Genomic DNA, 26,762 nt, shown 5'->3' with positions numbered 1-26,762 from the left:
GGCTGGGGGGATCATGTGGGAAGTGGTGCGGCGGTACGAGGTGGGCGACGACGAGCTGCACGAGGTGCTGACCGGGGCCGAGGACGTCGAGGGGCTGTTCGCGGAAGCCCTCCCGCTCGAACGCCGTGAGCTCGTCCTGCGCGGTGAGCTGGACGTGGCGGCGCTGTCCGGTGGCTTCACGATCGAGGTGCTCGACGGACGGCAGTGGCTGTGGTTCTGGGACGTGCTCGACCCGGTCGTGCGGGAGGAGGCCGGCCACGCCGTCGTCACCGCTTCCGTCGCGCTGCAGGAGGAAGACCGTCCGCAGGCGCTGCACCGGCCGGCACAGCCGCGGTACCGGGTCTTTCAGGGGCACCGGCTCGTGGGCCGGTGCGAGGTCGAGGGGCTGCCGGACAGGTGGGAGGGCTGGTCGTGGCCGCCGGTCACGGTGCTCGGCTGCGACACGCCGGATCTCCCGTGTGACCGCTACGACCTGTGGACCGGTGTGCGCGCGTTGGACGTCACCGGGCGCGTGATGGGCGAAGTCCGGCTCGACCTCGACGTCACGGAGGTGCGTCCCCGCGCGGACGGGCGGTTCGACGTGGTGCTCGACCAGTCGGGCTCGCACCCCGTGCCGAGGTGGCGGGAACGGCCGTCGCCCGCCGCGGCAGCGGTGTGGGACCTCTGGCGGCGGGGCCGGCCACGGCACCGCGGGCTGTGGGCGGAGCTGGGCACCGAGGAACGCCGGTCGTGGCTCGACCTCACGTTCGTCGACTGGGAGAGCACGGCGGAGCTGGGCGCGGGGACGTTCCACCTCGACGGCGGGCACGTCACCGACGAACCCGGGCTGTACCTGGCGCTGAGCGAGGCGTTCGCGGGGCCCGGCCAGTACTTCGGCCGGCACTTCGACTCCTTCCTGGCCTGTCTGGCAGACGCCCGCGCGGCCGGGTCGACGCTCGGGTGGCGCGACGCCCGCACTGCCCTGGAGTCGGTCGGTGAGCTGTTCTTCGAGGTCGTGGAGCTGTCGCGCGCCAACGGGGTGGTGGTCGAGCTGGACTGCGCCTCCACCGAGCTGGACCGCAGGTCCGCCTTGGACGAGCTGGCCGGCCGCCTGGCCGAGGCGGGCGAGCACGTGCTCACCGACAACCGCCGCTGGAAGCTCGACCTGGTGGCGGCCGACGCCGCCGTGTCGACGCGGGGTGAGCGGATCGCGGTGGTGACGCACTCGCCGGCCGAGGTCGCGAAGACCCTGCTGCGCAACGGGTTGGAGCTGCAGCCGCAGCGGACGGTCCTGCGGAGCGGGACCGGGCTGGTCGTGGCCGGGGACGACCACCGCGAGCACGGCTGGGAACGGGTCGCGGACCTCGTCGTCGCCAGGAACGACGCGGGGCGCGACGAGGCGGACCGGCGCAGCCGCCTCACCGATTCGGCGCAGAGCCGGCACGAAGCGATCACCGCAAGGGGGAACGTGAACCACATCGGCACGCTCGTCGAACGCTGGCACCGCGGCTGGACCGCCGCCGACGGGCTCACGTCCGAGGTTCGCGACGGGCACCTCGTCGTGCACGTCGACCGGCCGCACCGGAAGTACGAGTGGCTCGCCACCGACGAGGCCGAGGTCGCGGAGCTGGCCGCGCTCGTGGCCGCGACGCGGGAACCGAACTGGCTCAGCGTGCCCACCTCCGACCCGGCGCAGGTGGTCGGCGAGCTGGAACGGGCCGGGCTGGTCGTCGCGCGGCCGGACGAGACGTTCATGCGGCGTGCGCTCGCCGGTCACCCGCTGCCCGCGCCGCCGGCCGGGTACGCGGTGGAGGTGACGCGCGAGCCCGTGCTGCGGGTGCGGGTGCTCGCCGGCGGTGAGCTCGCGGCGAGCGGGTTGATGGCCGTGGTCGGCACGGACGCGGTGGCGCACCGGATCGAGACCGCGGCCGGGCACCGGCGGCGCGGGCTGGGCAGCGTCGTCATGGGCACGCTGGTGCACGAGGCGCTCGCGGACGGCGCGGACACCGGGTTGCTGTTCTCCTCGGCCGACGGCGTGCACCTCTACCGCCGGCTCGGCTGGGAGCGGATCTCCGACCTGGTGGTGGCGCAGAACCAGGTCGCCGCGCGGCTGAGCCCCTGACACGGCGACAGCCCCCGGCCGGAGGTGGCCGGGGGCTGTCGCGAGGTCGGGTCAGGAACGCGGTGCGTTGCCCGCCTGGTCGGTCAGCATGCGCAGACCGGACACCAGGCCGCCGGCGAGGTCGCCCTCCTTGAAGGACGCGACCATGCTCATCACCGCGAGCTTGGCGCCGCGGTCGGCGAGGCGGCGGTGCGACTCCTCGCCGGTCACGACCTCGACGACGCGCTCGCCCGGCGAGACGGCCACGAGGACGTGGTGCGAGGGGCGCTCGGTCGAGGCGTGCAGCTCCTCGGCGCGCTGGCGGGACGAGCTGCCCAGCTCGCCGAGGTACACGCTGAAGTCGAGCCCGGTCGCGCGGCTGGACAGCGTGAGGGCCTCGTCCAGCTGCGCGAGCTGGGTCGGCGAGAACGGCAGCTCGGGGGTGTGCGGCTCGTACATCTTGGCGGCGGAGACGCGACCGCTGTTCGTCACGACCGCACCGAGCGGCAGCGACGACGGGTCAACGGCCGCGATGGCCTTACCAGTTGCCACGAGCGCCTCCCTTGGCAGTCGAACCCGCCGCGGCGGACTCGGCGGAACCGCGGTGGTCCGCGCTCAGCCCGGCCGGGTTCGCGCTCCACCACACCGGGGCGTAGCCCCACTCCTGGCCGGGCCGGTACCGGGGGATCCGGGTGGCCTTTGGCCTCACCGTCAGCAGCGTGATCACGCCGTAGATAGCCAGCGGGATCAGCGCGAAGACGAGAACGGTCTCCACGATGGTCACGGGCGGTACCGTAGCCGAACTCAGTCGCGCACGAGTGGCCGGGCCACCGCGCGGCGAGCCGCGAGGGCTAGCAGAGCCGGGAGCACCGCGCACCGGACGAGCCCGTGAACCACCCGGTTCGCCCTTGAGGAAGACCTGGTTGGAGTAGAGCACTGCTGTTGTTGCGACGACAACCAGCAGTGACGACGTTGTCAGGTCCCAAACGAGTTGCACCCCTCGGCGAGCACTCCGGTCACCCCCACATCCCACGAACGCCTCACCGGACGACCGCGACCCGTCCTCTCGCGCGTCCACACGCGGGACGACCAGCGGTACGACCGCGCCGGCGCGATCACCGTCACCGGCGTGGTGACCGGATTCGGACCGTTCGGGCCCACTCAAAACCACCCGCGAGTGCTGTTCCTGTGACACAGCACCGGAAAACGTCCCGGTTTTTCCGCCTGAGCACTCCATTTGCACTATGACGCACATCACTTCAAGCCGAATTTCACGTCACGGAGCGTGTGCGTACCGACCAGTAGAGCCAATGAGCACTCTCGTGCGGCGCAGCGGTTACACCCGGTCAGTCCTCACCCGGTCGGCGGCGAACGGGTGCCGGTTTGGGGTCTTGTTCCCGGAACACCCACCTCCTAGCTTTTCACCTATACGGGTCTTGCGCACCCGCCCCGAGCGTCCTGGAGGACACGAAATGTCAACGATGACCCGCCCCCAGGCTCTGTCCGTCACTCTTCCGAGCTACAAGGACGATTCCGTGCGTATCACCGCAAGTGACTCCGTTCGCATCACGGCGAACGACTCCGTTCGGATCACCGCGGCCGATTCCGTGCGCATCACGGCCGGGGACTCGGTGCGCATCACGATGACCGACTCCGTGCGCATCACGGCGAGCGATTCGGTCAGGATCACGGCCACGGACGACTCGGTCCGGATCACGGCCACGGACGACTCGGTCCGCATCACCGCGTCCGACGACTCCGTCCGCATCACGGCGTGCGACGACGACTCGGTCCGCATCACGGCCCGTCGCAACGAGCTCACCTTCGCGGCCTGAACCACCAGGGGGCGGCAGCTCAGGCCGCGGGTTCACCCAGGTACTGCAACCACTGCGGGTCAGCCTCGGCGACACCCGCGAGCAATCTCCAGTGCGGACCACGGGGCGCGGCCGGCACGACGCGCAACCGCCAGCCCAGTTCGGACAGCAGCTTGTCCGCCTTGCGGTGGTTGCACTTCGCGCAGCACGCGACGCAGTTCGTCCAGGTGTGAGGTCCGCCACGCGAACGCGGCACGACGTGGTCGATCGTCTCCGCCCGACCGCCGCAGTAGGCGCAGCGGTAGCGGTCGCGGTGCATGAGCCCGGCACGGGTCATCGGCACGCGGCCGCGGTAGGGCACGCGAACGTAGGTGCTCAGCCGGATGACCGAGGGCACGAGCACCTCGGACTTCGACGAGTGCAGCACGAGCCCGGAGGCGTCACCGTGCACGACCTCGGCTTTCCCGCACACCACCAGGACCACCGCCCGGCGCAGCGACAGCGCCGTGAGCGGCTCGAACGTGGCGTTGAGCAGCAGGACCTTGCGTCTGCCCCAGGGGAACACCGCCGGCGTCGGACCGGAACCTCCCCCGTCGCGGCCCCCGTCGGGCACTGCCCGCAGCTCGGGCTGATTTCGGCATGGGGGGACCGTCGGCGCCGTCTCGCCTGGTGGCGAGGCGCCGATAGGGGTCGGTTGTCGGTCTGGCACGCGACCACCTCCACCGGTTCAGCCCTAGGAGACCACACTTACCAGGAAAAAATCACGTGTGATAAGTGACGCGTCACGGATGTGTGATCGAACCCAGGGTGAACCAGCGCCCTATCGGGGATCGTTTTCAACAGCCGCTACCCTTGCCAAGGTGACAGAAGCCCCTTCCACACCACTGCCTGCGACGATCACGTACCCGATCGCCGAGCGGCTGAACCTCGTCGAGCAGCTCCACGGGCGAGAGGTCGCCGACCCCTACCGCTGGCTCGAGGACACCGCGGACCCCCGCACCGAGGCGTGGTCGCAGGCGCAGGACGGGCTGGCCCGCTCCTGGCTGGACGCGATGCCCGGCCGCGACCGCCTGGGCGAGCGCCTGAGGGAGCTGATGCGCACGGGTTCGGTGTCCACGCCGACCTGGCGCGCCGGCCGCGCGTTCTTCACCCGCCGCGGCCCCGAGCAGGACCACCCGGTCGTCGTCGTGCGCGAGACCGACGGCACCGAGCGCGTGCTGTTGGACGTGAGCGTGCTCGACCCGTCCGGCAGGACCACCCTGGACCGCTGGTCCCCGAGCCTCGAAGGCACGCGCCTGGCCTACCAGGTGTCGGTCGGCGGCAACGAGCACTCGCTGCTGCACGTGCTCGACGTGGACACCGGTGAGCTGGTCGAGGGCCCGATCGACCGGTGCCGCTACTCCTCCGTCGGCTGGCTGCCCGGCGGCGAGGAGTTCTACTACGTCCGCCAGCTCGACCCGGCGCTGCTGCCGGAGGACGAGAAGCTCTTCCACCGCCGCGTGTGGCGCCACCGGGTCGGCACCGACCCGGAGACCGACCTCAACGTGCACGGCGACGGCCTGGAGCACACGTTCTACTACTCGCTCACCGTCTCGCAGGACGGCCGCTGGCTGGTCGTGAGCGGTGCGCCCAGCACGTTGAAGCACGACTCGGTGTGGATCGCCGACCTGCACGGCGACGCGGTGCTGAACCCGGTGCTCCTGTCCGACGCCGGCGCGCAGTGCTCGGCGTTCGTCGCCCGTGACGGACGGCTCTACCTGCACACCAACCTCGGCGCGCCCCGGCAGCGGCTGTGCGTGGCCGACCCGGCGAACCCGGCCGAGTGGACCGAGCTCATCAGCGAGGAGCCGGACTCGGTGCTCGACGGCGTGCGCTGGCTGAACGGCGACCTGGTCGTCCTGCGCACCCGGCACGCGGTGTCCGAGCTGCACCTGCACAACGCCGAGACCGGCGCGCACCTGCAGGTCGTCCCCATGCCCGGCACCGGCTCCGTGCACGGTCTGTCCGTCGTGGACGCCCTGACCGGCCACGACGAGGACGCGCTGTGGTTCGGGTGGACGGACTTCGTCACGCCCGCCTCGGTGTTCCGCTACTCCGCCGCCACCGGCCAGACGGTGCTGCACGAGGCCGCTCCCGGTCGCGTCGAGCTGCCCGCGGTGACGACGCAGCAGGTCGCGTACACGTCCAAGGACGGCACGACGGTGCGGATGTTCGTCGTCAGCGGCGAGCAGAAGCCCGACCTGCCCCGCCCGGCGCTGCTGACCGGCTACGGCGGCTTCGCGATCGGCCGCGGCCCCGGCTACAGCGCCACCACCCTCGCGTGGGTCGAGGCCGGCGGCGTGTGGGTGCACGTGTCGTTGCGCGGCGGCGACGAGGAGGGCGAGGAGTGGCACGTCGACGGCATGCGGCAGAACAAGCAGAACGTCTTCGACGACTTCCACGCCGCGGCCGAGCACCTCGTGCGCACCGGGTGGACCACCCCGCAGCAGCTGTCGGTCATGGGCGGCAGCAACGGCGGTCTGCTCGTGGGCGCCGCGCTGACCCAGCGGCCCGACCTGTACGCGGCCGTGGTGTGCTCAGCACCACTGCTCGACATGGTGCGCTACGAGAAGTTCCTGCTCGGGCGGCTGTGGGCGGACGAGTACGGCAGCGCGAGCGTGTCCGAGGAACTGGGCTGGCTGCTCTCCTACTCGCCTTATCACCAAGTGGTAACGGACGTTGAGTACCCTTCCGTCTTGTTCACGGTGTTCGAGTCGGATTCTCGTGTGGACCCCAACCACGCCAGGAAGATGTGCGCGGCACTGCAGCACGCTTCGTCCAGCGATCCGACCAAGCACCCGGTGCTGATCCGCCGCGAGACCGAGGTCGGTCACGCGGGCCGGTCGGTCAGCCGGACGGTGGCTCTCGCCGTGGACCAGCTGACGTTTCTCGCGAATGCCACGGGCATGGAGTTGTAGGAGGGCACGACCACGTGTTGGCGACGAATCCGGTGGATGACGCCGCGAACAAGACCGCGGAGGCGGTTGAGTTCTTCGACAGGTACGGGCCGGACATCATCGCGGGCGCGGTCAAGATCCTCGTGATCCTGATCGCCGCGTTCGTGATCAGGGCCCTGCTGCGCAAGGTCATCGACCGGATCACCACGCCGGGCAAGGAGGGCAAGAAGCCCGGCCTGCTCAAGCCGCTGCGCGAACGTGCTCCGCAGGCGCTCGGGAACCTGATCTCCGAGCGCCGCGAGCAGCGGGCGAAGACGATCGGCTCCGTGCTGAAGTCCGTCGTCACGATCCTGGTCTTCGGAATCGCGTTCCTCGAGATCATGATCGTGCTGACGCTCGACATCACGCCCGTGCTGACCTCGGCGGGCATCCTGGGCGTCGCGATCGGCTTCGGCGCCCAGAACCTCGTCAAGGACTTCCTGTCCGGCATGTTCATGCTGATGGAGGACCAGTACGGCGTCGGCGACGTCGTCGACCTCGGCCCGTCCATCACCGGCACCGTCGAGGCGGTCGCCCTGCGCACCACCACGATCCGCGACACCGGTGGCACCGTCTGGTACGTCCGCAACGGCGAGATCCTGCGCGTCGGCAACTCGTCGCAGGGCTTCGCGGTCGCGGTCGTCGACCTGCCGCTGAGCTACGGCGCCAACCTCGCCGAGGCGACCAAGGTGCTGGAGCGCCGAGCCGCCGACGCGGCCGACAAGGAGCCGTTGAAGAACGACATCACGGCCAAACCGGACGTGCTCGGCGTCGAGAAGTTCACGCCGGAGGGCATCACCCTGCGGGTCACCGTGAAGACGCGCCCCGGCCGCCAGTGGGCGGTCCAGCGCAACCTGCGCGCGCAGCTCATGCCCGCGCTGGAGGAAGCCGGCTTCACCGCGAAGTAGGCGGGCCCGGGTTCAAACCTGGATGCCGGGTGAGGTAGAACACGCATTCGAGACGGTGATCACCCGGTGTCGTACCAGTTCACAGGCCTATGACCGAGACAACAGGCGGGGCGCCCTGCACGCGCGCACGCGCGTGAGTCAGGATGGGTGTGTGGGCAACCCGGTCAGCTTCTTCGAACAGGTCGGCGGCGAGGAGACGTTCCGCCGCATCGTCGCGCGCTTCTACCACGAGGTGAAGTCCGACGACGTCCTGCTCCCCCTCTACCCGGAGGAGGACCTCGGACCTGCGGAGGAGCGCCTGCGGCTGTTCCTGATGCAGTACTGGGGCGGCCCGCACACGTACTCGGAGAACCGGGGACACCCCCGGCTGCGAATGCGGCACGTGCCGTTCACGATCGGACCGGTCGAGCGGGACGCGTGGCTGCGCTGCATGAGGGTCGCCGTCGACGAGGCCGGACTCGACGAGGCCCACCGCAAGCAGCTCTGGGACTACCTGGAGATGGCCGCGAACAGCCTGATGAACAGCTGGTCTTGATCGCCCATCACCCGATCGGGTCCTTACGCAGCGACACGAATGGCAGGATGACCCCCCGTGCGACGATCCTCCGACCTCAGCCCCGAGATCGCCGAAGAGTCCGGTTGGTGGCGTGACGCCGTCTTCTACCAGGTCTACGTGCGTTCCTTCGCCGACTCCAACGGCGACGGCGTCGGCGACCTCGACGGCATCCGGTCCCGCCTGGGCTACCTCGAACTGCTCGGTGTCGACGCCCTGTGGCTCACCCCGTTCTACCGCTCCCCCATGGCCGACCACGGCTACGACGTGGCCGACCCGCGCGACGTGGACCCGTTGTTCGGCGACCTGGCCGCGTTCGACCGGCTGGTGGCGGACGCGCACGAGCACAACATCCGGGTGACCGTCGACCTGGTGCCGAACCACACGAGCGACCTGCACGAGTGGTTCCAGGAGGCCCTGCAGGCCGGTCCCGGCAGCATGGAGCGCACCCGCTACATCTTCCGCGAGGGCCGCGGCTTCGACGGCTCGCAGCCGCCGAACAACTGGACGTCGGTCTTCGGTGGTCCCGCGTGGACCCGCGTGCCGGACGGCCAGTGGTACCTGCACCTGTTCGCGCCCGAGCAGCCCGACCTGAACTGGGAGCACCCGGAGGTCCGCGCCGACCTGGAGCAGACGCTGCGGTTCTGGCTCGACCGCGGTGTCGACGGCTTCCGCATCGACGTGGCGCACGGCATGGCCAAGCCGGAGGGCCTGCCGGACATGGACATCCGCCCGCAGGCGCCGGGCGTGCTGAGCGACGACGCGCACGACCCGCGGTTCGACAACGAGGGCGTGCACGAGATCCACCGCATGATCCGCAAGGTCATGGACGGCTACCCCGGCACCATGGCCGTCGGCGAGATCTGGGTGAAGGACGACGAGCGCTTCGCCGCCTACGTCCGCCCCGACGAGCTGCACCTGGGCTTCAACTTCCGCCTGGTCGAGGCCGGCTTCGACGCCGACGCCGTCCGTTCGGCGATCGAGCACACGCTGGCCGCGGTGGCCCTGAGCGGCACGCCCGCGGCGTGGACGCTGTCCAACCACGACGTGGTGCGGCACGTGACCCGCTACGGCGGCGGTGCGCTGGGCGAGCAGCGCGCGCGGGCGATGACGCTGGTCGAGCTGGCCCTGCCCGGCGTGATCTACCTGTACAACGGCGAAGAGCTGGGCCTGCCCAACGTCGAGCTGCCGGACTGGGCCCTGCAGGACCCGACCTGGGAGCGCTCCGGCCACACCGAACGCGGCCGCGACGGCTGCCGGGTGCCGATCCCGTGGGAGGGCACCGCCCCGCCGTTCGGCTTCTCGACCGCGGTCAACACCTGGCTGCCGCAGCCGAACGAGTGGGACCACCTCACCGCGGAGGCGCAGCTGGAGGACCCCGGCTCGATGCTCTCGCTGTACCGGGAGGCCCTGGAGCACCGCAAGACGTCGCCGGCGTTCGGTGGCAACGAGCTCGAGTGGTACGGCGCCCCGGCGGGCTGCTTCGCGTTCCGGCGCAAGGGCGGCGGGCTGATCTGCGCGCTGAACACCTCGGGCGCGTCCGTGCCGCTGCCCCCTGGCCGGGTGCTGCTGTCGTCCGGTCCGATGGACGGCGACCAGCTGCCGCCGGACACCGCCGTGTGGCTGGTCTGACACCGCAATTCGTTCGACCGCGGCGGCGGGGCCGGTGAGGATGGCGGGCGTGCGTTCCCGTGGAGTCCTCGCCGTCCTCGCCGCCGCCGTCCTGTTCGGCACGACCGGGACCGCGCAGGAGCTCGGTCCCGGTGGCCTCGACCCGCTCGCGGTGGGCGCTGCCCGCGTCGTGCTCGCCGGGGCGGTCCTGTTCGCCGTCGCCCAGGTGTCGGGCGCCTACCGCGGCACCCGCTTCTCGTGGCCCGTCGTGGTCGCGGGAGCGGTCGGGGTCGTCGCCTTCCAGATCGGGTTCTTCACCGGTGTGCGGCTGAGCGGGGTCGCGGTCGGCACGGTCGTGGCGCTGGGCTCCGGGCCCGTGTGGGCGGGCATCGTCGAGTGGCTGAGCACGCGCAGGACGCCATCGGCGCGCTGGCTGGCCGCCACGGCGCTGGCGGTCGCGGGCGTGGCGGTGCTGACCGGCGGCGGCACCGATGTGTCGTGGCTCGGGGTGGCGGCGTCGTTGCTGGCCGGGCTCGGGTACGGCGTCTACACGGTGGCCGGGTCGCGGTTGATCGCGCACGGCCAGCGTTCCCACGGCGCGATGGGGCTCATGTTCGGCGTGGGTGCGCTGGTGTTGGTGCCGATGCTCATCTGGCGGTGGCCGGGCGGCCTCGACTCCACCGGCGGCATCAGCATCGCCCTGTACCTGGCGCTGGTGCCCACGGTGGTGGCGTACCTGCTGTTCGGTGCCGGGCTCAAGGTGCTGCCCGCCGCGACCGTGGCCACGCTGACGCTCGCCGAGCCGGTCGTGGCGACCGCGCTGGGAGTGCTGGTGCTGGGTGAGGAGATCACCGCGGCCACGGTCGCCGGCGGGCTGCTGGTGCTCGGCGGGCTGTCGTTGCTGGCGTTGCCCGCCCGGCCGGAGGTCGCCCTCGACCGCCGGTAGCGGGTCAGACGATCAGCGGCAGCATCGAGTGCCGGCGCCGCACCACGGCCCCGTAGCGCGCGTCGATCCGCAGCCACGAGTCCGTCGCGGTCACCCGCACCTCGCCGTCCTCGCCGAGGAAACCCATGCCGGACAACGCGAACAGGCACCGCAGCGGGATCTTCACGTCCAGCCCGGACCCGGTCACCGTCAGCACGACCTGGTCCAGCAGCGAGGCCGGTGGCGTGCCCTGCGGGCCGGTGTTCTCCCGCGCCACCTCGACGCCCTCGTCCGCGAGCTTCGCGACGACCTCGACCGGTAACCGGTCCACCAGCAGCCAGCCCTCCGCGGGCGGCAGGGCCGAGCGCCACATCAGGTCCTTGGCCGGTCCCGGGTCGATGCGCTCGTCGCGCATCACCGCGAGTCCGGTCAGCAGCTCCGACCCGGCCACCGTGACGTCCGCCGGGTTCGCCTGCCCCGCAACGGTCCGCGTGGCCAGCGTGTCGAACGGCGTCGCCACCCACGCGTCCAGCAGCTCCTCGTCGCGGTTGCGCAGACGCACCACCGTCTGCCCGTCCAGCCGCACCGCGCGCGCGGCGAACGCGCCGAGGTCGTCTCTCTCGGCCGCGTCGGCCAACACCAGCTCAGGCACCGTTACCTCCGGCACGCCAACCCGCGAGGAAGTCGCGTTCGGCCTCGGTCAGACGACGCGGGCGCGCAGTCGTCAAGTTGTAGGGAGCCATCAGCGTCTCCGCCTTGGCGACCACCGGGCTACCCGTTTCCCGGCCGCTCCGCACCACGTAGTCGAGGGTGAAGGACGCCGACCGCAGCTCGCGCACCGACATCTCCACGACGATCTCCTCGCCGGTGAACACGATCGGCGCGAGGTAGTCGACCACCAGCCGCGCCACGACCATGCCCTCGGCCATCTCCTTGACCCCGTGGCGGGCGGCCTCGGTGAACAGCAGCTCGATGCGGGCTTCTTCCAGCAGTGTCACCGTCTTCGCGTGGTTGATGTGACCGAACGCATCCATGTCCGACCACCGCGGCCGCACACCAGTGACGAAGACACCCATGCACGGACCCTACCGAGCAAACCCGGCCGCATCACGAGCGAGTCCCCTCGCGGAACGGGTGGAACGGCGAGGGCGCCGCGGAGAGAACTCCTCCGCGGCGCCCCTGTCGTCCGTGCCTGCTAGCGGACCATGCTCCGCACCTGCCGCGCGGCGACGGAGAGCGTGGCCAGGTCGAGCTGGTGGACCCGGTTGATCTCCTCCAGCGCGCCGCGGGAACGGGCCAGGCGCGAGGCGTTGGCCTGCTCCCACTTGGCGATCTTCTCGGCCGCCGTGTCGTCCTCGTCGCTCGCCCTCAGCACGTCGACCGAGATGGCCCGCAGCGACGTGTAGAAGTCGTCGCGCAGCGCGAGCCGGGCCAGCGCGTGCCAGCGGTTGCCGCGTTCCAGGCTCGTCACCGAGTCCAGCATGTGGTCGATGTCGAGGTGGTCGGACAGCGCGAAGTACAGCTCGGCCGTCTCCCGGTGGGTGCGCTCCGGGCCCGCTCCGCCGGTCGGGCCGAACTCGCGTTCGGCCAGCTCGGCGATCTCGGTGACGTCGAGCAGGCCGTACATGTAGAGCAGCGCGGCGACCTTGCGGGCCAGCTCCGCGGGAACGCCCTGTTCGACGTACCGCTCGGCCTTGCCCGCGACGACCGCCAGCTCCTTGCCCTGCAGCAGGTCGAAGGCCGACGGGCTCAGCTGCTCCACCACGCCGCGGAAGCGGCTGATCGTCGAGCCCACCGCGAGCGGCTGCGGGCGGTTCGACAGCAGCCAGCGCGACGCCCGGTCGAGCAGGCGGCGGGTCTCCAGGACCATGCTGTCCTGCACGTCCGTCGAGACCGCGGTGTCCAGCGCCTCGATCTCCCGCCAGATCGACGGCAGGTCGAAGACCTGGGTGACCACGGCGTACGCGCGCACCGCGTCCGTGGCCGAGGCGCTCGTCTCCTCGGCGAGGCGGAACGCGTAGGAGATGCCGCCACCGTCGACGACCTCGTTGACCACGACGGTGGTGATGATCTCCCTGGCCAGCGGGTGGTTCGGGATCGCGGCGCCGAAGCGTTCGCGCAGCAGGCTCGGGAAGTAGTCCGGCAGCTTGCGGGTGAACGTGTCGATCGTCGGGATGTCGCTGGCGAGCAGCTCCTCCTTCAGCGTGAGCTTCGTGAACGCGAGCAGCGTCGCGAGCTCCGGCGAGGTGAGGCCCTCGCCCGCCTTCTCCAGCGCCTTGAACTCCGCCGGGCTCGGCAGCGCCTCCAGCTGGCGGCTCAGCGCGCCGCGGGCCTCCAGGTCGGCCGTGAGCCGCGCGTGCACCGACAGCATCGGGGCGGCGTGCGCCCGGCTGACGCCCAGCACGTTGTTCTGCGAGTAGTTGTCCGCCAGCACGAGCCGGCCGACCTCGTCGGTCATCTCGGCGAGGACCTCGTTGCGCTGCTGCTGCTCCAGCGAGCCTTCCCGGACCAGGTGGTCCAGCAGGATCTTGATGTTGACCTCGTGGTCGGAGCAGTCGACGCCGGCGGAGTTGTCGAGCGCGTCGGTGTTGACCTTGCCGCCGGTGCGCGCGAACTCGATGCGGCCGCGCTGGGTCAGCCCCAGGTTGCCGCCCTCGCCGATGACCTTGACCCGCAGGTCGGCGCCGTTGACGCGGATCGAGTCGTTCGCCTTGTCGCCGACGTCGGCGTGCGACTCGATGGACGCCTTCACGTACGTGCCGATGCCGCCGTTCCACAGCAGGTCGACCGGCGCGAGCAGGATGGCCTTCTTCAGCTCCGGCGGGGACAGCTTCTGCACGCCCTCCGGCAGCCCCAGCGCGACGCGGGCCTGCTCGGAGATCGAGATCGACTTCGCCGTGAGCGGGAAGACGCCGCCGCCCTCGCTGATCAGCGAGCGGTCGTAGTCGTCCCACGACGAGCGCGGCACGGAGAACAGCCGCACCCGCTCGGCGAACGACGTGGCCGCCACCGGGTTCGGGTCGATGAAGATGTGCCGGTGGTCGAACGCGGCCACGAGCCGGATGTGCTCGGACAGCATCATGCCGTTGCCGAACACGTCACCGCTCATGTCGCCGATGCCGACGACCGTGAACTCCTCGGTCTGGGTGTCGAGGCCCAGCTCGCGGAACGAGCGCTTCACGCTCTCCCACGCACCCTTGGCCGTGATGCCCATGGCCTTGTGGTCGTAGCCGATGGAGCCACCGGAGGCGAACGCGTCACCGAGCCAGAAGCCGTAGCTCTGCGACACGCCGTTGGCGATGTCGGAGAACGTCGCGGTGCCCTTGTCCGCGGCGACGACCAGGTAGGTGTCGTCGGCGTCGTAGCGCACGACCTGCGGCGCGGGCACGACCTCGTTGTTGATCAGGTTGTCGGTGAGGTCGAGCAGGCCCGAGATGAACATCTTGTAGCAGGCGATGCCCTCGGACATGAAGTTCTCGCGGTCGATGCCGGGGTCGCCCGTCGGGGCGATCGGCTTCTTGACCACGAACCCGCCCTTCGCGCCGACCGGCACGATCACCGCGTTCTTCACGGCCTGCGCCTTGACCAGGCCGAGTACCTCCGTGCGGAAGTCCTCGCGGCGGTCGGACCAGCGCAGACCACCGCGGGCGACGCTGCCGAAGCGCAGGTGCACGCCCTCGACCCGCGGCGAGTACACGAAGATCTCGAACTTCGGCCGCGGTGCCGGCAGGTCCGGGATGGCCTGCGGGTCGAGCTTGACCGACAGGTACGGCCGGGCGTTGCCGTCGGCGTCGCGGAAGAAGTAGTTCGTCCGCAGCGTGGCGTTGATCAGCGTGAGCAGGCTGCGCAGGATCCGGTCCGCGTCGAGGCTCGTCACGTCGTCGATCAGCTTGCCGGTCTCGACGACCATGGTCTCGGTGCGGTCGGTGCGCGTGGCGTCGTCGAGCCGCGGGTCGAACCGCGCCTCGAACAACGCGACCAGCGCGATCGCCACGCTCGTGTGGCTGAGCACCGCGTCCTCGATGTAGTCCTGCGAGTACGGCGTGCCCGCCTGCCGCAGGTACTTCGCGTACGCGCGCAGCATCGCGGCCTGCTGCCAGGTCAGCCCGGCCTGCAGCACCAGCGAGTTGAACCGGTCGACCTCGGCCTCGCCGCGCCAGACGGCGGCGAACGCGTCCTGGAACCGCACCCGCACGTTGTCGAGGCCGGCCTCGGACAGCTGCGACAGCGCGGCCTTGTCGATGCGCAGGCCGAAGTCGTAGATCCAGCACTGCACGCCGTCCTCGCGCGCGATCTCGTACGGCCGCTCGTCGACCACGATCACGCCCATGCGCTGCAGCATCGGCAGCACGTCCGAGAGCGTGATGCCGTCGCCGGTCACGAACAGCTTGAAGCGCCGCTCCCCCGGCTCGGCGTTCTCGGGCACGTAGAACACCATGTCGAGGTCGCCCTGCACGAGCGCCTCGATGCGCCGGTAGTCCTCCAGGCCCGTGGAGGCGGGGAAGTCCTCCTTGTAGGCCTCCGGGAAGACCGCGGCGAACCGCTGGCCCTGCTCCGTGGCCGACTCGGCGCCCAGGTCGTCGCCGACGACGGCCTCGACCATGCGGTCGTCCCAGCTGCGGATGGCCCCGGCCAGCTTCAGCTGGATCGCGTGCGTGTCCGGCTCCAGCGTCCGGTGCGGGTCCGTGTGCACCATGAAGTGCACCCGCGCCAGCGCCGACTCGCCGATGCGCGCGCTGTACTCCAGGTTCAGCCCGCCCAGCTCCGCGAGCAGCACCTCCTGCATCGCCAGCCGGCTCGTCGTCGTGTAGCGGTCGCGCGGCAGGTAGACCAGGCAGGAGAAGAACCGGCCGTACGGGTCGCGCCGCAGGAACAGCCGCAGCCGGCGGCGTTCCGCGAGGGCGATGACCCCCGTCGTGGTCTGGTAGAGCCACTCCTCGTCCACCGAGAACAGCTCGGTGCGCGGGTAGTTCTGGATCACCTCCAGCATCCGCTGGCCCGAGTAGGACTGCAGCGGGAAGCCCGCGCGGTGGATCACGTCGCGCACGCGGCGCTCGATCACCGGGATGTCCAGCACGTCCTCGTGCAACGCCGTGGTGCTGAAGATGCCGAGGAACCGGTGCTCCCCGGTCACGTTGCCGGCGCCGTCGAACGTCTTCACGCCCACGTAGTACGGGTAGACGCTGCGGTGCACGCTGCTCTGCGCACTCGCCTGCGTCAGCACCAGCGGGTTCGGGCTCAGCGCCTGCGCGCCGTTGTCCGGCCCCTCGGTGAGGCTCCGCGCGGCGAGGCTGTCCTGCCGCAACACCCCGAGCCCGCTCGCGAGCACGGCCCGCAACGCCGGGTCGTCGTCCTCCTGCACGAGCTCGTACTGCCGGTAGCCCATGAACGTGAAGTGCCCGTCCGCGAGCCACCGCAGGAGCTTCGCGGCATCCGCGGACGCCTCGTCGGAGGCGCCCTTGTCCAGCTCGTCGGCCAGCTGCAACGCCGTCGACGCCATCCGGTCGGTGTCCTCGACGACCTCGCGGACGTCGGTCAGCACCGACAGCAGCCGGGACTCCAGCTCCCGCGCCCGGTCGGCGTCGGTGATGAGGTCGACCTCGATGTTCATCCACGACTCGGCGAGCGCGTCGGCCGGCGGATCGGCCGGGTCCGCGGTCGGCAGCACCTCCAGGCGCTCACCGGTCACCGGGTCGCGGCGCACCACGACGATCGGGTGCACCACCCGCTGCACCTGCAGACCGCCGCGGGTGAGTTCGGATGCGACCGAGTCGACGAGGTACGGCATGTCGTCGGTCACGACCTGCACCACGGTGACGGGGCACTGCCAGCCGTCCTGCGAGCGGGTCGGGTTCAAGATCCTGACCGCTGCCCTCCCGGGCACGCGGCTCTCGGCCAGCCGGTAGTTCGACCGCACCGCACCGACCAGGTCCACCGGGTCGTCGTCGTTGACTTCCTCGGCGGGCACGTGGCGGTAGAACAGGCGGATCAGATCAGCGAGTTCGGGGGCATTGGCGGCGGCCCGTTCGATCAGCTCGTCACGGACCTGCTCAGGACTGGCCGGTCGACTGCCGCCGTCCGCGGTGGTCACCGCGGAGACGTCGTCGGTTCGGGTCGGGGCTCCAGTCGAGGTCATCTTCAGGCGACTCCACGCTATCCGGCACCTCTGTGTGCCGGGTCCGCCCCCACCCTAGATGGGGTGGCGGCCGTCACCGGCAACGGGAGGGGCACTGTCGAACCACTGAATCGAGGGCTGAATCGAGTCACTTCACCAGTGATCCCAAGGCATTCCGCATGGTGGACGCAATCCCACGACGTGCACGAGCGACACTCGCCACACCTCCGTTCCTCCGTCTCATTCCGCACCTCTCACAACCGGGCCGGCGCACCACCGCCGACCTGTTCGGCGCGGCCTTCCACCGACCGCCGGGTCCTCCCGGCAGTCCTGAGTGGATCTGTTCTCGCCGGACCTAGGTACCCGGCAGGGTCCAGCCGCCAACACCGTCGGTCTGAACACGACGGATCGGGCCGGTGGTCTCTTCCTCCGACGCGGTGCCCACGGGGACGATCGGGCCCGTGGTCTCCTCGCGGCTGGCCTCGACCGACAGGCCGCCGGGCGGGGTCGTGGGCGGGTTCCCTGACGTGTCCGCGGCCGGGACGGGGTGTTCGGTCGAGGGCAGCGCGGGCAGACCGAACTGCGCGTTCGCCCCGAACTGCGGCGCGGGCGAGCCGAACGACGGCTCCGCGCCGAACTGCTGCCCGGAGCCCAGCAGGTGGCCGGGGACGAACGGCTGGTCGGCGAACGACGGTCGACCGGAGCCGAACGGCGCACCGTCGCCGGACGGGAGGGGCTGCTCCTGGACCGGAGAAGGTTCCGGTGCCGGGAGCTGGGGCAGCGCCAGGTCGGGCGGCAGCGGCTGGCCGGGGATGAACGGCAAGCCGGACTCACCCGGTGCCGGAGCACCGGTCGGCTGGTCCGGGATCAGCGGGTAGCCCTCTGCCAGCGGCTGGTCCGGGATCAGCGGAAACGCGGGCGGTGTCCGGTCCTGCGTGGACGGGAGGCCCGGCTGAGGCTCGTCCTGGCCGAGCGGCACTGCGGGCGTCGGCTGGTCACCGTCCACGGTCGACCAGTCCTCAGTGGCCAGGTCGGCGTCCTGGAACTGTTCCTCGTCCTCGCGGCGACCGGTCTCGTAGGCGACCAGGGCCTCGGCCAGCAGGTCGGCCAGGCTCAGGTCACTCGGCTTGCGGCGGCTGCTCGGGCGGCCGTTCGACGGCTTCGCGGGCGTGTCCTCCACCGGAGCGGGCGAACCGACGGCCTCGGTCGCCGCGGCGGGGTCGGCCTCGACGCCCGGTCCTGCCGTTTCGCCCGGGCCCTGCTCCGACGGTACGGCAACTGCGGACGAGAACCCGGCGGAGCGCGGGGTCCGGGCCGTGTGCGCGTCGGGATGGAGCTGGACGGGAGCCGTCGGCAGGTCGGCGAGGTCGTCGTCGACGTCGGCAGCGCTCAGGAACGTGTTCGTCAGCAAGTCCGGCTCGGAGGGCCGCGGGACCTCGTCCGGCACGGGGACGGACGGCACCGGGTCCGGGACGGGCGGCACCGGCTCCGGCTCGTGCTCCGGGGTGGGGCGGGGCTGGGAGGGGTCCGGCGGCTCGGCGGGCTCCGGGTGTGGGATCGAGGACGTCGACCAGTCGGGCTTGGCGGACTGCGAGCGCGCCGCGAGGTCACCGAGGTCGAGGGAGCTGAAGTCGAGTTCCGGCAGCGTGAGCTCGGGCAGCTTCAGGTCCGGCAGGCTCAAATCCGGCAGGTCCAGGTCCGGCTCAGCAGGTTCGGGAGCCGGGGGAGGTGTCGGCTCGGCCGCCGGGAAGCCTGATGCCGGGGTGAAGAGCGGATAGGCCGGGTCGTCGACGTGCGGGCCGAAGTCGGGAGCGGCCGGCGGGCGGGAGAAGGCCGCCGCCAGGCCGGGGCGGGCGGTGCGGTCCGGCTGGTCGGGGTCGCCGAAGAAGTTCGGGCCGGTGGTCTCCGGAGGGGCTGACGGCTCATCGGAGGCCGCCTGCGAGGGCGGACTCGTGGAGAGGTCCGCGAAGAAGGACTGGGACGTACCGGGGTCCGCGGCGTCCGCGGAGTAGCCGGGAACGCGCTCGTCGCGCAACCGGTCCGGGGGGTCGACGCGCCACGACGGGGCGTCCGCCTCGGACTCGGCCGGCGCCGAACGGGTGGCGTCGGGGGCACGGCGGCGACCACCGGCGCGCAAGCCCTGGGCCTTGAGCTTGTCGAGGACGCTCTCCTCCTGCGAGGAGGGCACGAACGGCGGCTGCGCGAACGGCGACCTGGTGCGCAGGGTGGCCTGGCGGTCGGGGTCCGCGACGCCGCCCCCGGAGGCCGCGCCGTCCGGAGATGCGGTGTCCGGATAAGCGGTGTCGCCACCGGCGGTGTCGCCACCGGCGGTGTCGCTGTCGGCGGCCGCGCGAGCAGCACCCTTGAGAGCGGCTTCCTGGCTCGCACTCTCCTGGTGCGAACCCTGGTGAAGGGCCGCTTCCCGGCGCGCTGCCTCCTGCCGCGGTATCTCCTGCCGCGCTGCCTCCTGCCGCGGTACCTCCTGCCGCGCAGCCTCGTGACGAGCGGACTCGTGCCGCACCGCCTCCTGCCGGGCCGCCTCCTGCCTTGCTGCCTCGTGGCGCGCAGCCTCCTGCCGTGCGGCCTCCTCGCGTTCCGCGGAGGCGCGGAGGGCTTCCTGACGCGCGGCTTCTTCGCGCACGGCCTCTTGACGCGCAGCCTCCTGGCGCGCTGCTTCCAGGCGGGCGGCCTCCTGCCGAGCCGCTTCCACGCGGGCGGCCTGGGCTCGGGCAGCTTCGACGCGGGCGGCCTCACGGGCGGCGACCTCGCGAGCGGCCTCCTGAAGCGCCGCCTCCTGGCGAGCCGCCTCCTGCCGGGCCGCCTCTTGCCGGGTCGCCTCTTGCCGGGCCGCCTCTTGCCGGGCCGCCTCTTGGCGAGCGGCTTCCTGCCGGGCGGCCTCCTGACGGGCCGCCTCCTGACGGGCGGCTTCCTCCCGAGCAGCTTGCTGGCGGGCCGCCTCTTGCCGCGCGGCTTCCCGGCGCTGAGCCTCCCGGCGAGCGGCCTCTTGGCGGGCAGCCTCCTGGCGGGCGGCCTCCTCGGCGGCCTGGCGGGCCTCTCGTTCGACCTTGGCGCGCTCCTCGGCGCGCGCCGCGCGTTCCGCCTCGATCTGGCGGCGGGCCTCGCGCTGCAACTCCATGAGCTGCTGCTCGACCTTGCGCTTGCGCTCCTGGTCGGCGCTCAACTGCGGCTCGGCCGGCGCGGGATTCGCCGACGGGGCATCCTCGGGCGACGCGGGGACGACGGGGATGACCTCGGTGGCGGCAGCAGGGGTGTCCTCGATCTCGCCGGCGGCAACGCGGGCGGCACGGCGGCGGCCGCTGACCATGGCGCCGGCCGAGGCGATGAGACCGGACGCGGGAACCGTGCGCTCGGAGACGGGCGGCGGCTCGACCGGGTCCGGGGTCTTGTCGCCGGGCTCGCCGAAGGGCTGGACCAAGCGCCAGCGATCGGCGGCGTGTGCTCGTGCCGCGGACAAACCCTCCACGGTCATGTCTTCGGCAGCCCGGCGTGCCCGCTTGACCTTCAGGCCGTCCGCCTTGCGGACCTGGACCGGGCGCCACTGCCGGAGCTGCTGCTTCAGGGCGGCGGGCAGGAGGCCGTCGGCGGGCCTGGTCATGCCCTCGATCGGGCGGAGCAGGTCCGCGAGCTGCCGGTGCAGGTCGGCGGGCTGGCGGTGGACGCCGGAGAACTCGGCGGCGAACCGGGCGCGCACGGCGTAGACGGCGCGGGCACGGCGGCGTTCCGCGGCGTGGGCGGAACGGAGGTTGGTGAGCGCGTCGGCGAGGTCACCGGCCACCTCGTGCACGTGCGCCAGCGCCAGCAGGCTCTCGGCGAGCACCGTGTCGAGCTGGTGGCGTTCGGCGCTGGTCGCGGCGTCGCGCAGCATGTCGCGGGCCACGGCGACCCGGCCGGCGGGCAGGTGCACCCGCGTGGCGAGGGCCAGGCGGAGCCAGCCCGCGGTGGAGGCACCCGGTGCGCGCACCGGGCGGTCGAGCAGTGGAGCGCCGACCTCGGTCGCGTCGAGCATGCGGTTCGCGTCCATCAACGCGAGCGCCAGCTCCAGCGTCAGCCGGCCGTGGGCCTGGCCGCTGTCCGCCGACTGGTCGGCGAGCCGGCCCAGCAGGTCGAGGCCTTCGCGTGCGGCACCGATGGCGGCGGCGATGTCTCCCCACCGGCGGTGCTGCGCTGCCTGCACCGCGCGGATGAGACCGCGCAGCACCAGCCGCATGTCCTCGTCGAGCTCGGTGTCGGCGACGTAGAGCTGGTCGGCCTCGGCGAGCGCGCGGGTCGGCTCGTCGCCGCGGCCGACGGTGACCAGGCACTCGCTGGCCTGCACGAGAGCGGACGCCCGCAGCTCCGCGGGCACGTCCGCCGCCTCCAGGACGGGCATGACGGCTGCGAACCCGGTCAGCGGCGCGCCCACGGCACGCGCGCACGCCGCCAGCTCGACCCGCAGCAGCCACGCCGTCTCGTGGTCCCCGGCGGCCTCGGCCGCCTTCAGCGCGTCGAGTGCACGGTCGGCGACCCGGACGCCGCGGCCCACGCGGTTGCCCGCGAAGACCACGAGCGCCTCGGCCCGCAACCGCTCGGCGTCGTCCTGACGAGCGGAGGTGAGCGCCAGTACGCGCTCACCCAGCACCAGAGCGAGCTCCGGTGCCCGCCAACGCAGCCGCCAGGCGGGCACGGCCAGCGTGCTCACCTCGACGTTCGCCTGCGTCTCGCCCCTCGCCGCCACGACGTCGCCGTTGCCCTCTCAGTCCCGTGTCAACTTGCGGTAGGTGACGCGGTGCGGCCTCGCGGCGTCGGCACCCAGGCGCTCGAGCTTGTTCTTCTCGTACCCCTCGAAGTTGCCCTCGAACCAGTACCACTTCGACGGGTCCTCGTCTGTGCCCTCCCACGCGAGGATGTGCGTGGCGACGCGGTCGAGGAACCACCGGTCGTGGGAGATGACCACGGCGCAGCCGGGGAACTGCTCAAGCGCGTTCTCCAGCGAGCCCAGGGTCTCGACGTCCAGGTCGTTCGTCGGCTCGTCCAGCAGGATCAGGTTGCCGCCGAGCTTGAGCGTGAGCGCGAGGTTCAGGCGGTTGCGCTCACCGCCGGACAGCACACCCGCGGGCTTCTGCTGGTCAGGACCCTTGAAGCCGAAGGCGCTGACGTACGCGCGGGACGGCATCTCGACGTTGCCGACGTGGATGTAGTCGAGCCCACCGGACACGACCTCCCACACGTTCTTCTTCGGGTCGATGCCGCCGCGGTTCTGGTCGACGTAGGACAGCAGGACCGTCTCGCCGACCTTCACGGTGCCGGCGTCCGGCTCCTCGAGACCGACGATGGTCTTGAACAGCGTCGTCTTGCCGACGCCGTTCGGACCGATGACGCCGACGATGCCGTTGCGCGGCAACGTGAACGACAGGTCGTTGATCAGGACCCGGTCGCCGAAGCCCTTCTTCAGCTTGTCGACCTCGACCACGACGCTGCCCAGACGCGGGCCCGGCGGGATCTGGATCTCCTCGAAGTCGAGCTTGCGGGTCTTCTCCGCCTCGGCCGCCATCTCCTCGTAGCGGTCGAGACGCGCCTTGGACTTGGCCTGGCGGGCCTTGGCGCCGGAGCGCACCCACTCCAGCTCGTCCTTGAGGCGCTTCTGCAGCTTCTGGTCCTTCTTGCCCTGGACCGCGAGCCGCTCGGCCTTCTTCTCCAGGTAGGTGGAGTAGTTGCCCTCGTACGGGTGGGTCCGGCCGCGGTCGATCTCGAGGATCCACTCGGCCAGGTTGTCCAGGAAGTACCGGTCGTGGGTCACGGCGAGCACGGCGCCGGCGTACTGCGCGAGGTGCTGCTCCAGCCACAGGACGCTCTCCGCGTCCAGGTGGTTGGTGGGCTCGTCGAGCAGCAGCAGGTCGGGCTTGCTCAGCAGCAGCTTGCACAGCGCGACGCGGCGGCGCTCACCACCGGAGAGCTTGGTGACGTCGGCGTCCGGGGGCGGGCAGCGCAGGGCGTCCATCGCCTGCTCCAGCTGGGAGTCGAGGTCCCACGCGTCGGCGTGGTCGAGCTCCTCCTGGAGCTTGCCCATCTCCTCCATCAGCTCGTCGGAGTAGTCGGTCGCCATCAGCTCGGCGATCTCGTTGAAGCGGTCGAGCTTCACCTTGATCTCGCCCAGGCCCTCCTGGACGTTGCCGAGGACGGTCTTCTCCTCGTTGAGCGGCGGCTCCTGCTGGAGGATGCCCACGGTGTAGCCGGGCGACAGGTACGCCTCGCCGTTGTTGGGCGTGTCCAACCCCGCCATGATCTTGAGCACGCTCGACTTGCCGGCGCCGTTGGGACCGACCACACCGATCTTCGCGCCGGGGTAGAACATGATCGTGACGTCATCGAGGATGACCTTGTCACCGTGCGCCTTGCGCACCTTTTTCATGGTGTAGATGAACTCGGCCATGGCGGCGATCGTAGAGCGGTGCCCGGAGGCCGTTGACCTCGGTCGCCGACAAGCAGGTGTCCAGGTCCGGATCGAGCGGCACGCGAGACGGTGACCAGCTCATTCCATTCGAACGTGAACGACCCTCGGCGATCGGTCCTCGTCGGCCCGGTCTACGAGCTTCCCTCCTTCTCGGATCGCAGTGCGTACATCATCTCCGGCGGTGCCGCCGGATCGTGCGGGTTCCCGAACTCCGGTACGAGTTGCCCCGATCGGCGCAAGATCAGAACGGTGCGGTCGCCACGGCCGGGTTCCCCGCGAGATCTTCGCTCACTCGCGGTTCTACGACGGTGGCGGCGCCCAGGGACTGGACCCGGCTGAGGTCGAGCCCGATGGTGCTCGCGTCCACGTTCAGCACGGTCTTCTTCTGGTCGTCCTTCTCGTAGACACGTGTCCGGAGCCGGCCCTGGACCACCACGGGATCGCCCTTGCCGACCGCGGTGCGCACGGTGTCGGCGAGCTTGCGCCAGCACGTGACACCGAGCGTCAGGGTCTCGCCGTCCTCCCAGTCGCCGATCGCGGTGTTGTACCGGCGCTCGGTCGAGGCGATGCGGAAGAAGGCGTTGCTCCTGCCGTCCTCGCCGACGCGGTGGCTGATGTCGCCGACCACGGTGCCAACAACGGTGATCACGGTGGAATTCCAGGCCATGGGACTCGCCTCCAGGTCGAGAGGTTGCGGGTCCAGGTTGCTCCGGTGGCGGGGCGGGGTGGTGGCGTGGACGGGGATCTGTGGACTACTCGCGGGTTGTGGACAGGTCGGGATCTTGAACCGCCTCGGACCGGGGAACTGTCGGTCCCGTGTGCTAGTACGTCACTCGACCCGCGCGAGTGAGTGAGTGCCCACTCATTGACATGAGTGAGTACTCACTCATACAGTGGCAGACGTGCCAGAGGAACCACGCCGCCGCCGTGCCCCCGCGATGAGCCCGGAAGACCGCCGCGAAGCGATCGTCCAGGCGACGCTGCCGCTCGTCGTCAAGGCCGGCGCGAACGTCACCACCAGCCAGATCGCCGCCGCGGCCGGGATCGCGGAGGGCACGGTGTTCCGCGTCTTCAGGGACAAGGCGGAGCTGCTGGACGCGTGCGTCCAGCGCGCGTTGCACTCCGACGAGGAGGTCGCCCGGCTCGCGGCGATCCCGGCGGACGCACCGCTGGAGGAACGCCTGACCGCGGGGGTCGCCACGTTCAGCGGCTACCTGGACCGCATGTGGGGCCTCATCGGCACGTTGCGCGAGACGGGTTACCGACCGCACGACGAAGACCACAAGAAGCACAAGGGACCGCCCATCGGCATGCAGCAGCTGTCGGACGCGGTCGCGGAGCTCTTCGGCGACGCGGATCTGCGCGTCAGCCCCGACCTCGCCGGGCGGATGCTGCTCGGCGCCGTCTTCACCAACCGCATGGGCGCGGGCTTCGGCGAGACAGAAGCCGAACCCGCCGCCATCGTCGAGCTCTTCCTGCACGGCGCGCTCAAAGGGGGAACAGATGAGTGAGCTCATGATCGAGGCCCACGAGGTCAGCAAGAAGTTCGGTGACGTGACCGCGCTCGACGGCGTGAGCGTCACCGCCAGGAAGGGCACCGTGCTGGGCCTGCTCGGCCACAACGGCGCCGGCAAGACCACGCTGGTCAACATCCTCACGACCATGCTGCCGCCCACCGGTGGCGACGCGCGGGTCGCCGGCTTCGACGTCGTCAAGCAGGGCCACGAGGTGCGCAGCCGGATCGGCCTCACCGGCCAGTTCGCCGCCGTCGACGAACAGCTGAGCGGCCACGACAACCTCGTGCTGATCGCACGCCTGCTCGGTGCCAGCGGACGGCAGGCCCACCAGCGCGCGGACGAGCTGCTGGAGCAGTTCGACCTCACCGACGCAGCCAGGCGCAACGCCAAGACCTACTCCGGCGGCATGCGGCGCCGCCTCGACCTGGCCGCGTCGCTGGTCGGCCGCCCCGAGGTGCTGTTCCTGGACGAGCCGACCACCGGTCTCGACCCGGCCAGCCGCCTCGCGATGTGGGAGATCGTCGAGAAGCTCGTGGCGGACGGCACGACCGTGCTGCTCACGACGCAGTACCTGGACGAGGCCGACCGGCTCGCCCACTCGATCACCGTGCTGTCCCACGGCAAGGTCGTCGCGTCCGGCACGTCCGCGGAGCTCAAGGCCCAGGTCGGTCAGCGCACGGTGACCGTGACGCTCGACTCGGCGTCCGATGTGGACACCGCGGTGCGGGCGATCACCTCGGTCGGCCTCCACCCGGTCGCAGAAGGCCTCACGCTCACCACTCCCGTCAGCGCCTCACGCGACCTTGCGACGGTCGTGCGCGCGTTGGACGACAACGGCTTGGAGGCACACGAGATCGGCCTCAAAGAGCCCACTTTGGACGACGTCTACCTCACGCTCGCCGCGAACTAGGGGGAAATCATGGCGACATTGACCTGGCACGGCAGCAGCTACCCGACACAGGTTCTCGTGCTGACCGGCCGTTCGCTGCGCGCACTGCTGCGCACGCCCGCGCTGGTGTTCTTCAGCATCCTGCAGCCGTTGATCATGCTGACGCTGTTCAGCCAGATCTTCAGCAGCATCACCTCAACGGCGAACTTCCCGCCGGGCATGAGCTACATCAACTTCCTGCTGCCCGCGATCCTCGTGAACACCGCGATGCAGTCCTCTCTCGCGTCCGGCATCGGGCTCGTGCAGGACATGTCGAACGGTGTGCTCGCACGGTTCCGTTCGCTGCCCATCAGGCCCAGCACGGTTCTGTTGGCACGCAACCTCTCCGACGCCGTGCGGACCGCGTTCCAGCTCGTGCTGATGATCGCGTTCGGCGTGCTGGTGTTCGGGTTCCGGCCCGACGGCGGTGTGCTCGGCACGCTCGCGGCGCTGGGACTCGCGCTGGTCGTGGGGTGGGCGCTGAGCTGGGTGTTCATCGCGATCGCGGCGTGGGTGCGCAAGGCCGAGCTGATGCAGACCGTCGGCTTCCTCGCGATGTTCCCGCTGATGTTCGCGTCCAGCGCGTTCGTGCCGATCAACGGCCTGCCGGGCTGGTTGCAGGCGGTCGCCAAGGTCAACCCGCTGACCTACGCGGTCGACGCCGCCCGCAGCCTCGCACTCGCCCACCCCGTCACGGGCGTGGCCGGAGCACTGGTAACGAGCGGCGTGATCGCCGCCATCGGAGCGTTCTTCGCGGTCCGCGGCTTCCGCAGGCCGTTGTCGCTCTAGTTGTAGTGACTAATCAGGTTGTTGACGGCGTGTCGGGTTGAACATGGGAGGACCTCCGGGCGGAGTGGATGTGTCTGACGCATCCCATCGGCACAC

General features: G+C 71.0%; 19 protein-coding genes. 10 read left to right on the top strand and 9 right to left on the bottom strand.

Going from position 1 to position 26,762, the window contains the following annotated elements; all coding sequences use genetic code 11:
* The first annotated feature begins 13 nt into the window (after positions 1 to 13).
* Positions 14 to 2,101, top strand: a complete 2,088-nt coding sequence (locus tag ACZ7CH_RS36245) for a barstar family protein (protein ID WP_470376002.1) — start codon at positions 14 to 16, stop codon at positions 2,099 to 2,101.
* A gap of 51 nt (positions 2,102 to 2,152) precedes the next feature.
* Here the strand turns inward: ACZ7CH_RS36245 and ACZ7CH_RS36240 are convergent, their stop codons facing one another.
* Positions 2,153 to 2,632 carry a DUF5130 family protein gene (locus tag ACZ7CH_RS36240; protein WP_458433965.1) on the bottom strand — a complete coding sequence of 160 codons (480 nt, stop codon included), beginning with the start codon at positions 2,630 to 2,632 and terminating at the stop codon, positions 2,153 to 2,155.
* Positions 2,619 to 2,864 carry an aa3-type cytochrome oxidase subunit CtaJ gene (gene ctaJ, locus ACZ7CH_RS36235; protein ID WP_360399583.1) on the bottom strand — a complete coding sequence of 82 codons (246 nt, stop codon included), beginning with the start codon at positions 2,862 to 2,864 and terminating at the stop codon, positions 2,619 to 2,621. The genes ACZ7CH_RS36240 and ctaJ overlap by 14 nt, the downstream gene beginning before the upstream one ends.
* 460 nt (positions 2,865 to 3,324) lie before the next feature.
* On the opposite strand from ctaJ, the gene ACZ7CH_RS36230 reads away from it, so the two are divergent.
* Positions 3,325 to 3,915 carry a DUF2345 domain-containing protein gene (locus ACZ7CH_RS36230; RefSeq protein ID WP_470376001.1) on the top strand — a complete coding sequence of 197 codons (591 nt, stop codon included), beginning with the start codon at positions 3,325 to 3,327 and terminating at the stop codon, positions 3,913 to 3,915.
* Positions 3,916 to 3,934: 19 nt separating this feature from the next.
* Here ACZ7CH_RS36230 and ACZ7CH_RS36225 read toward each other — a convergent pair whose 3' ends face one another.
* Entirely contained in the window at positions 3,935 to 4,603 is a 669-nt protein-coding gene (locus tag ACZ7CH_RS36225) for an HNH endonuclease (RefSeq protein WP_458433966.1), read from the bottom strand.
* 151 nt (positions 4,604 to 4,754) lie between these two features.
* Between ACZ7CH_RS36225 and ACZ7CH_RS36220 the strand changes: the two genes are divergently transcribed.
* From ACZ7CH_RS36220 to ACZ7CH_RS36200, 5 genes are all read left to right on the top strand, one after another.
* Positions 4,755 to 6,851 (top strand): prolyl oligopeptidase family serine peptidase, encoded by a 2,097-nt coding sequence (locus tag ACZ7CH_RS36220; RefSeq protein ID WP_360401922.1) that lies wholly within the window; start codon positions 4,755 to 4,757, stop codon positions 6,849 to 6,851.
* Positions 6,852 to 6,946: 95 nt separating this feature from the next.
* Positions 6,947 to 7,777 (top strand): mechanosensitive ion channel family protein, encoded by an 831-nt coding sequence (locus tag ACZ7CH_RS36215; protein ID WP_360401931.1) that lies wholly within the window; start codon positions 6,947 to 6,949, stop codon positions 7,775 to 7,777.
* A gap of 151 nt (positions 7,778 to 7,928) precedes the next feature.
* Positions 7,929 to 8,312, top strand: coding sequence for a globin (locus ACZ7CH_RS36210; RefSeq protein ID WP_360401919.1), 384 nt, complete (start codon positions 7,929 to 7,931; stop codon positions 8,310 to 8,312).
* 57 nt (positions 8,313 to 8,369) lie between these two features.
* Positions 8,370 to 9,962 carry a glycoside hydrolase family 13 protein gene (locus tag ACZ7CH_RS36205; protein ID WP_360401916.1) on the top strand — a complete coding sequence of 531 codons (1,593 nt, stop codon included), beginning with the start codon at positions 8,370 to 8,372 and terminating at the stop codon, positions 9,960 to 9,962.
* A 49-nt stretch (positions 9,963 to 10,011) separates the two neighbouring features.
* Complete coding sequence (locus ACZ7CH_RS36200; RefSeq protein WP_470376000.1) at positions 10,012 to 10,887, top strand: DMT family transporter; 876 nt, start codon at positions 10,012 to 10,014, stop codon at positions 10,885 to 10,887.
* 4 nt (positions 10,888 to 10,891) lie between these two features.
* Here the strand turns inward: ACZ7CH_RS36200 and ACZ7CH_RS36195 are convergent, their stop codons facing one another.
* The 6 genes from ACZ7CH_RS36195 to ACZ7CH_RS36170 form a co-directional block, all read right to left on the bottom strand.
* Complete coding sequence (locus ACZ7CH_RS36195; RefSeq protein ID WP_360401910.1) at positions 10,892 to 11,518, bottom strand: DUF8010 domain-containing protein; 627 nt, start codon at positions 11,516 to 11,518, stop codon at positions 10,892 to 10,894.
* Positions 11,511 to 11,942, bottom strand: a complete 432-nt coding sequence (locus ACZ7CH_RS36190; protein WP_360401907.1) for an acyl-CoA thioesterase — start codon at positions 11,940 to 11,942, stop codon at positions 11,511 to 11,513. Before ACZ7CH_RS36190 ends, ACZ7CH_RS36195 begins: the two co-directional genes overlap by 8 nt.
* A 119-nt stretch (positions 11,943 to 12,061) precedes the next feature.
* Positions 12,062 to 17,002: an NAD-glutamate dehydrogenase gene (locus ACZ7CH_RS36185; RefSeq protein WP_470375999.1), complete on the bottom strand. Its 4,941-nt coding sequence runs from the start codon at positions 17,000 to 17,002 to the stop codon at positions 12,062 to 12,064.
* 334 nt (positions 17,003 to 17,336) lie between these two features.
* A complete protein-coding gene (locus tag ACZ7CH_RS36180) occupies positions 17,337 to 21,716 on the bottom strand; it encodes a hypothetical protein (RefSeq protein ID WP_470375998.1) in 4,380 nt (1,459 codons plus the stop codon).
* 18 nt (positions 21,717 to 21,734) lie between these two features.
* Positions 21,735 to 23,411, bottom strand: coding sequence for an energy-dependent translational throttle protein EttA (gene ettA, locus ACZ7CH_RS36175; protein ID WP_360401898.1), 1,677 nt, complete (start codon positions 23,409 to 23,411; stop codon positions 21,735 to 21,737).
* 262 nt (positions 23,412 to 23,673) lie between these two features.
* Complete coding sequence (locus tag ACZ7CH_RS36170) at positions 23,674 to 24,081, bottom strand: single-stranded DNA-binding protein (protein ID WP_470372138.1); 408 nt, start codon at positions 24,079 to 24,081, stop codon at positions 23,674 to 23,676.
* 253 nt (positions 24,082 to 24,334) lie between these two features.
* Between ACZ7CH_RS36170 and ACZ7CH_RS36165 the strand changes: the two genes are divergently transcribed.
* Genes ACZ7CH_RS36165 through ACZ7CH_RS36155 form a run of 3 tightly spaced genes read left to right on the top strand, consistent with a single transcriptional unit; the run spans position 24,335 to position 26,666 of the window.
* Positions 24,335 to 24,943 carry a TetR/AcrR family transcriptional regulator gene (locus tag ACZ7CH_RS36165; RefSeq protein ID WP_360401892.1) on the top strand — a complete coding sequence of 203 codons (609 nt, stop codon included), beginning with the start codon at positions 24,335 to 24,337 and terminating at the stop codon, positions 24,941 to 24,943.
* Complete coding sequence (locus tag ACZ7CH_RS36160) at positions 24,936 to 25,859, top strand: ATP-binding cassette domain-containing protein (RefSeq protein WP_360401889.1); 924 nt, start codon at positions 24,936 to 24,938, stop codon at positions 25,857 to 25,859. The genes ACZ7CH_RS36165 and ACZ7CH_RS36160 overlap by 8 nt, the downstream gene beginning before the upstream one ends.
* A gap of 9 nt (positions 25,860 to 25,868) precedes the next feature.
* Positions 25,869 to 26,666, top strand: coding sequence for an ABC transporter permease (locus ACZ7CH_RS36155; RefSeq protein WP_458433972.1), 798 nt, complete (start codon positions 25,869 to 25,871; stop codon positions 26,664 to 26,666).
* Positions 26,667 to 26,762 lie beyond the last annotated feature (96 nt).

It is taken from the genome of Lentzea sp. NPDC037011 (assembly GCF_055607425.1).
Note: the sequence above shows the minus strand (reverse complement) of the source record. Positions and strands in the feature narration are given on the sequence as shown.

Bases quoted from the DNA above. Each gene is read 5' to 3' on its own strand.
- ACZ7CH_RS36185 (WP_470375999.1), bottom strand. From the start codon at position 17,002: ATGACCTCGACTGGAGCCCCGACCCGAACCGACGACGTCTCCGCGGTG.
- ACZ7CH_RS36160 (WP_360401889.1), top strand. From the start codon at position 24,936: ATGAGTGAGCTCATGATCGAGGCCCACGAGGTCAGCAAGAAGTTCGGT.
- ACZ7CH_RS36190 (WP_360401907.1), bottom strand. From the start codon at position 11,942: ATGGGTGTCTTCGTCACTGGTGTGCGGCCGCGGTGGTCGGACATGGAT.
- ACZ7CH_RS36155 (WP_458433972.1), top strand. From the start codon at position 25,869: ATGGCGACATTGACCTGGCACGGCAGCAGCTACCCGACACAGGTTCTC.
- ettA (WP_360401898.1), bottom strand. From the start codon at position 23,411: ATGGCCGAGTTCATCTACACCATGAAAAAGGTGCGCAAGGCGCACGGT.
- ACZ7CH_RS36245 (WP_470376002.1), top strand. From the start codon at position 14: ATGTGGGAAGTGGTGCGGCGGTACGAGGTGGGCGACGACGAGCTGCAC.
- ACZ7CH_RS36230 (WP_470376001.1), top strand. From the start codon at position 3,325: ATGACGCACATCACTTCAAGCCGAATTTCACGTCACGGAGCGTGTGCG.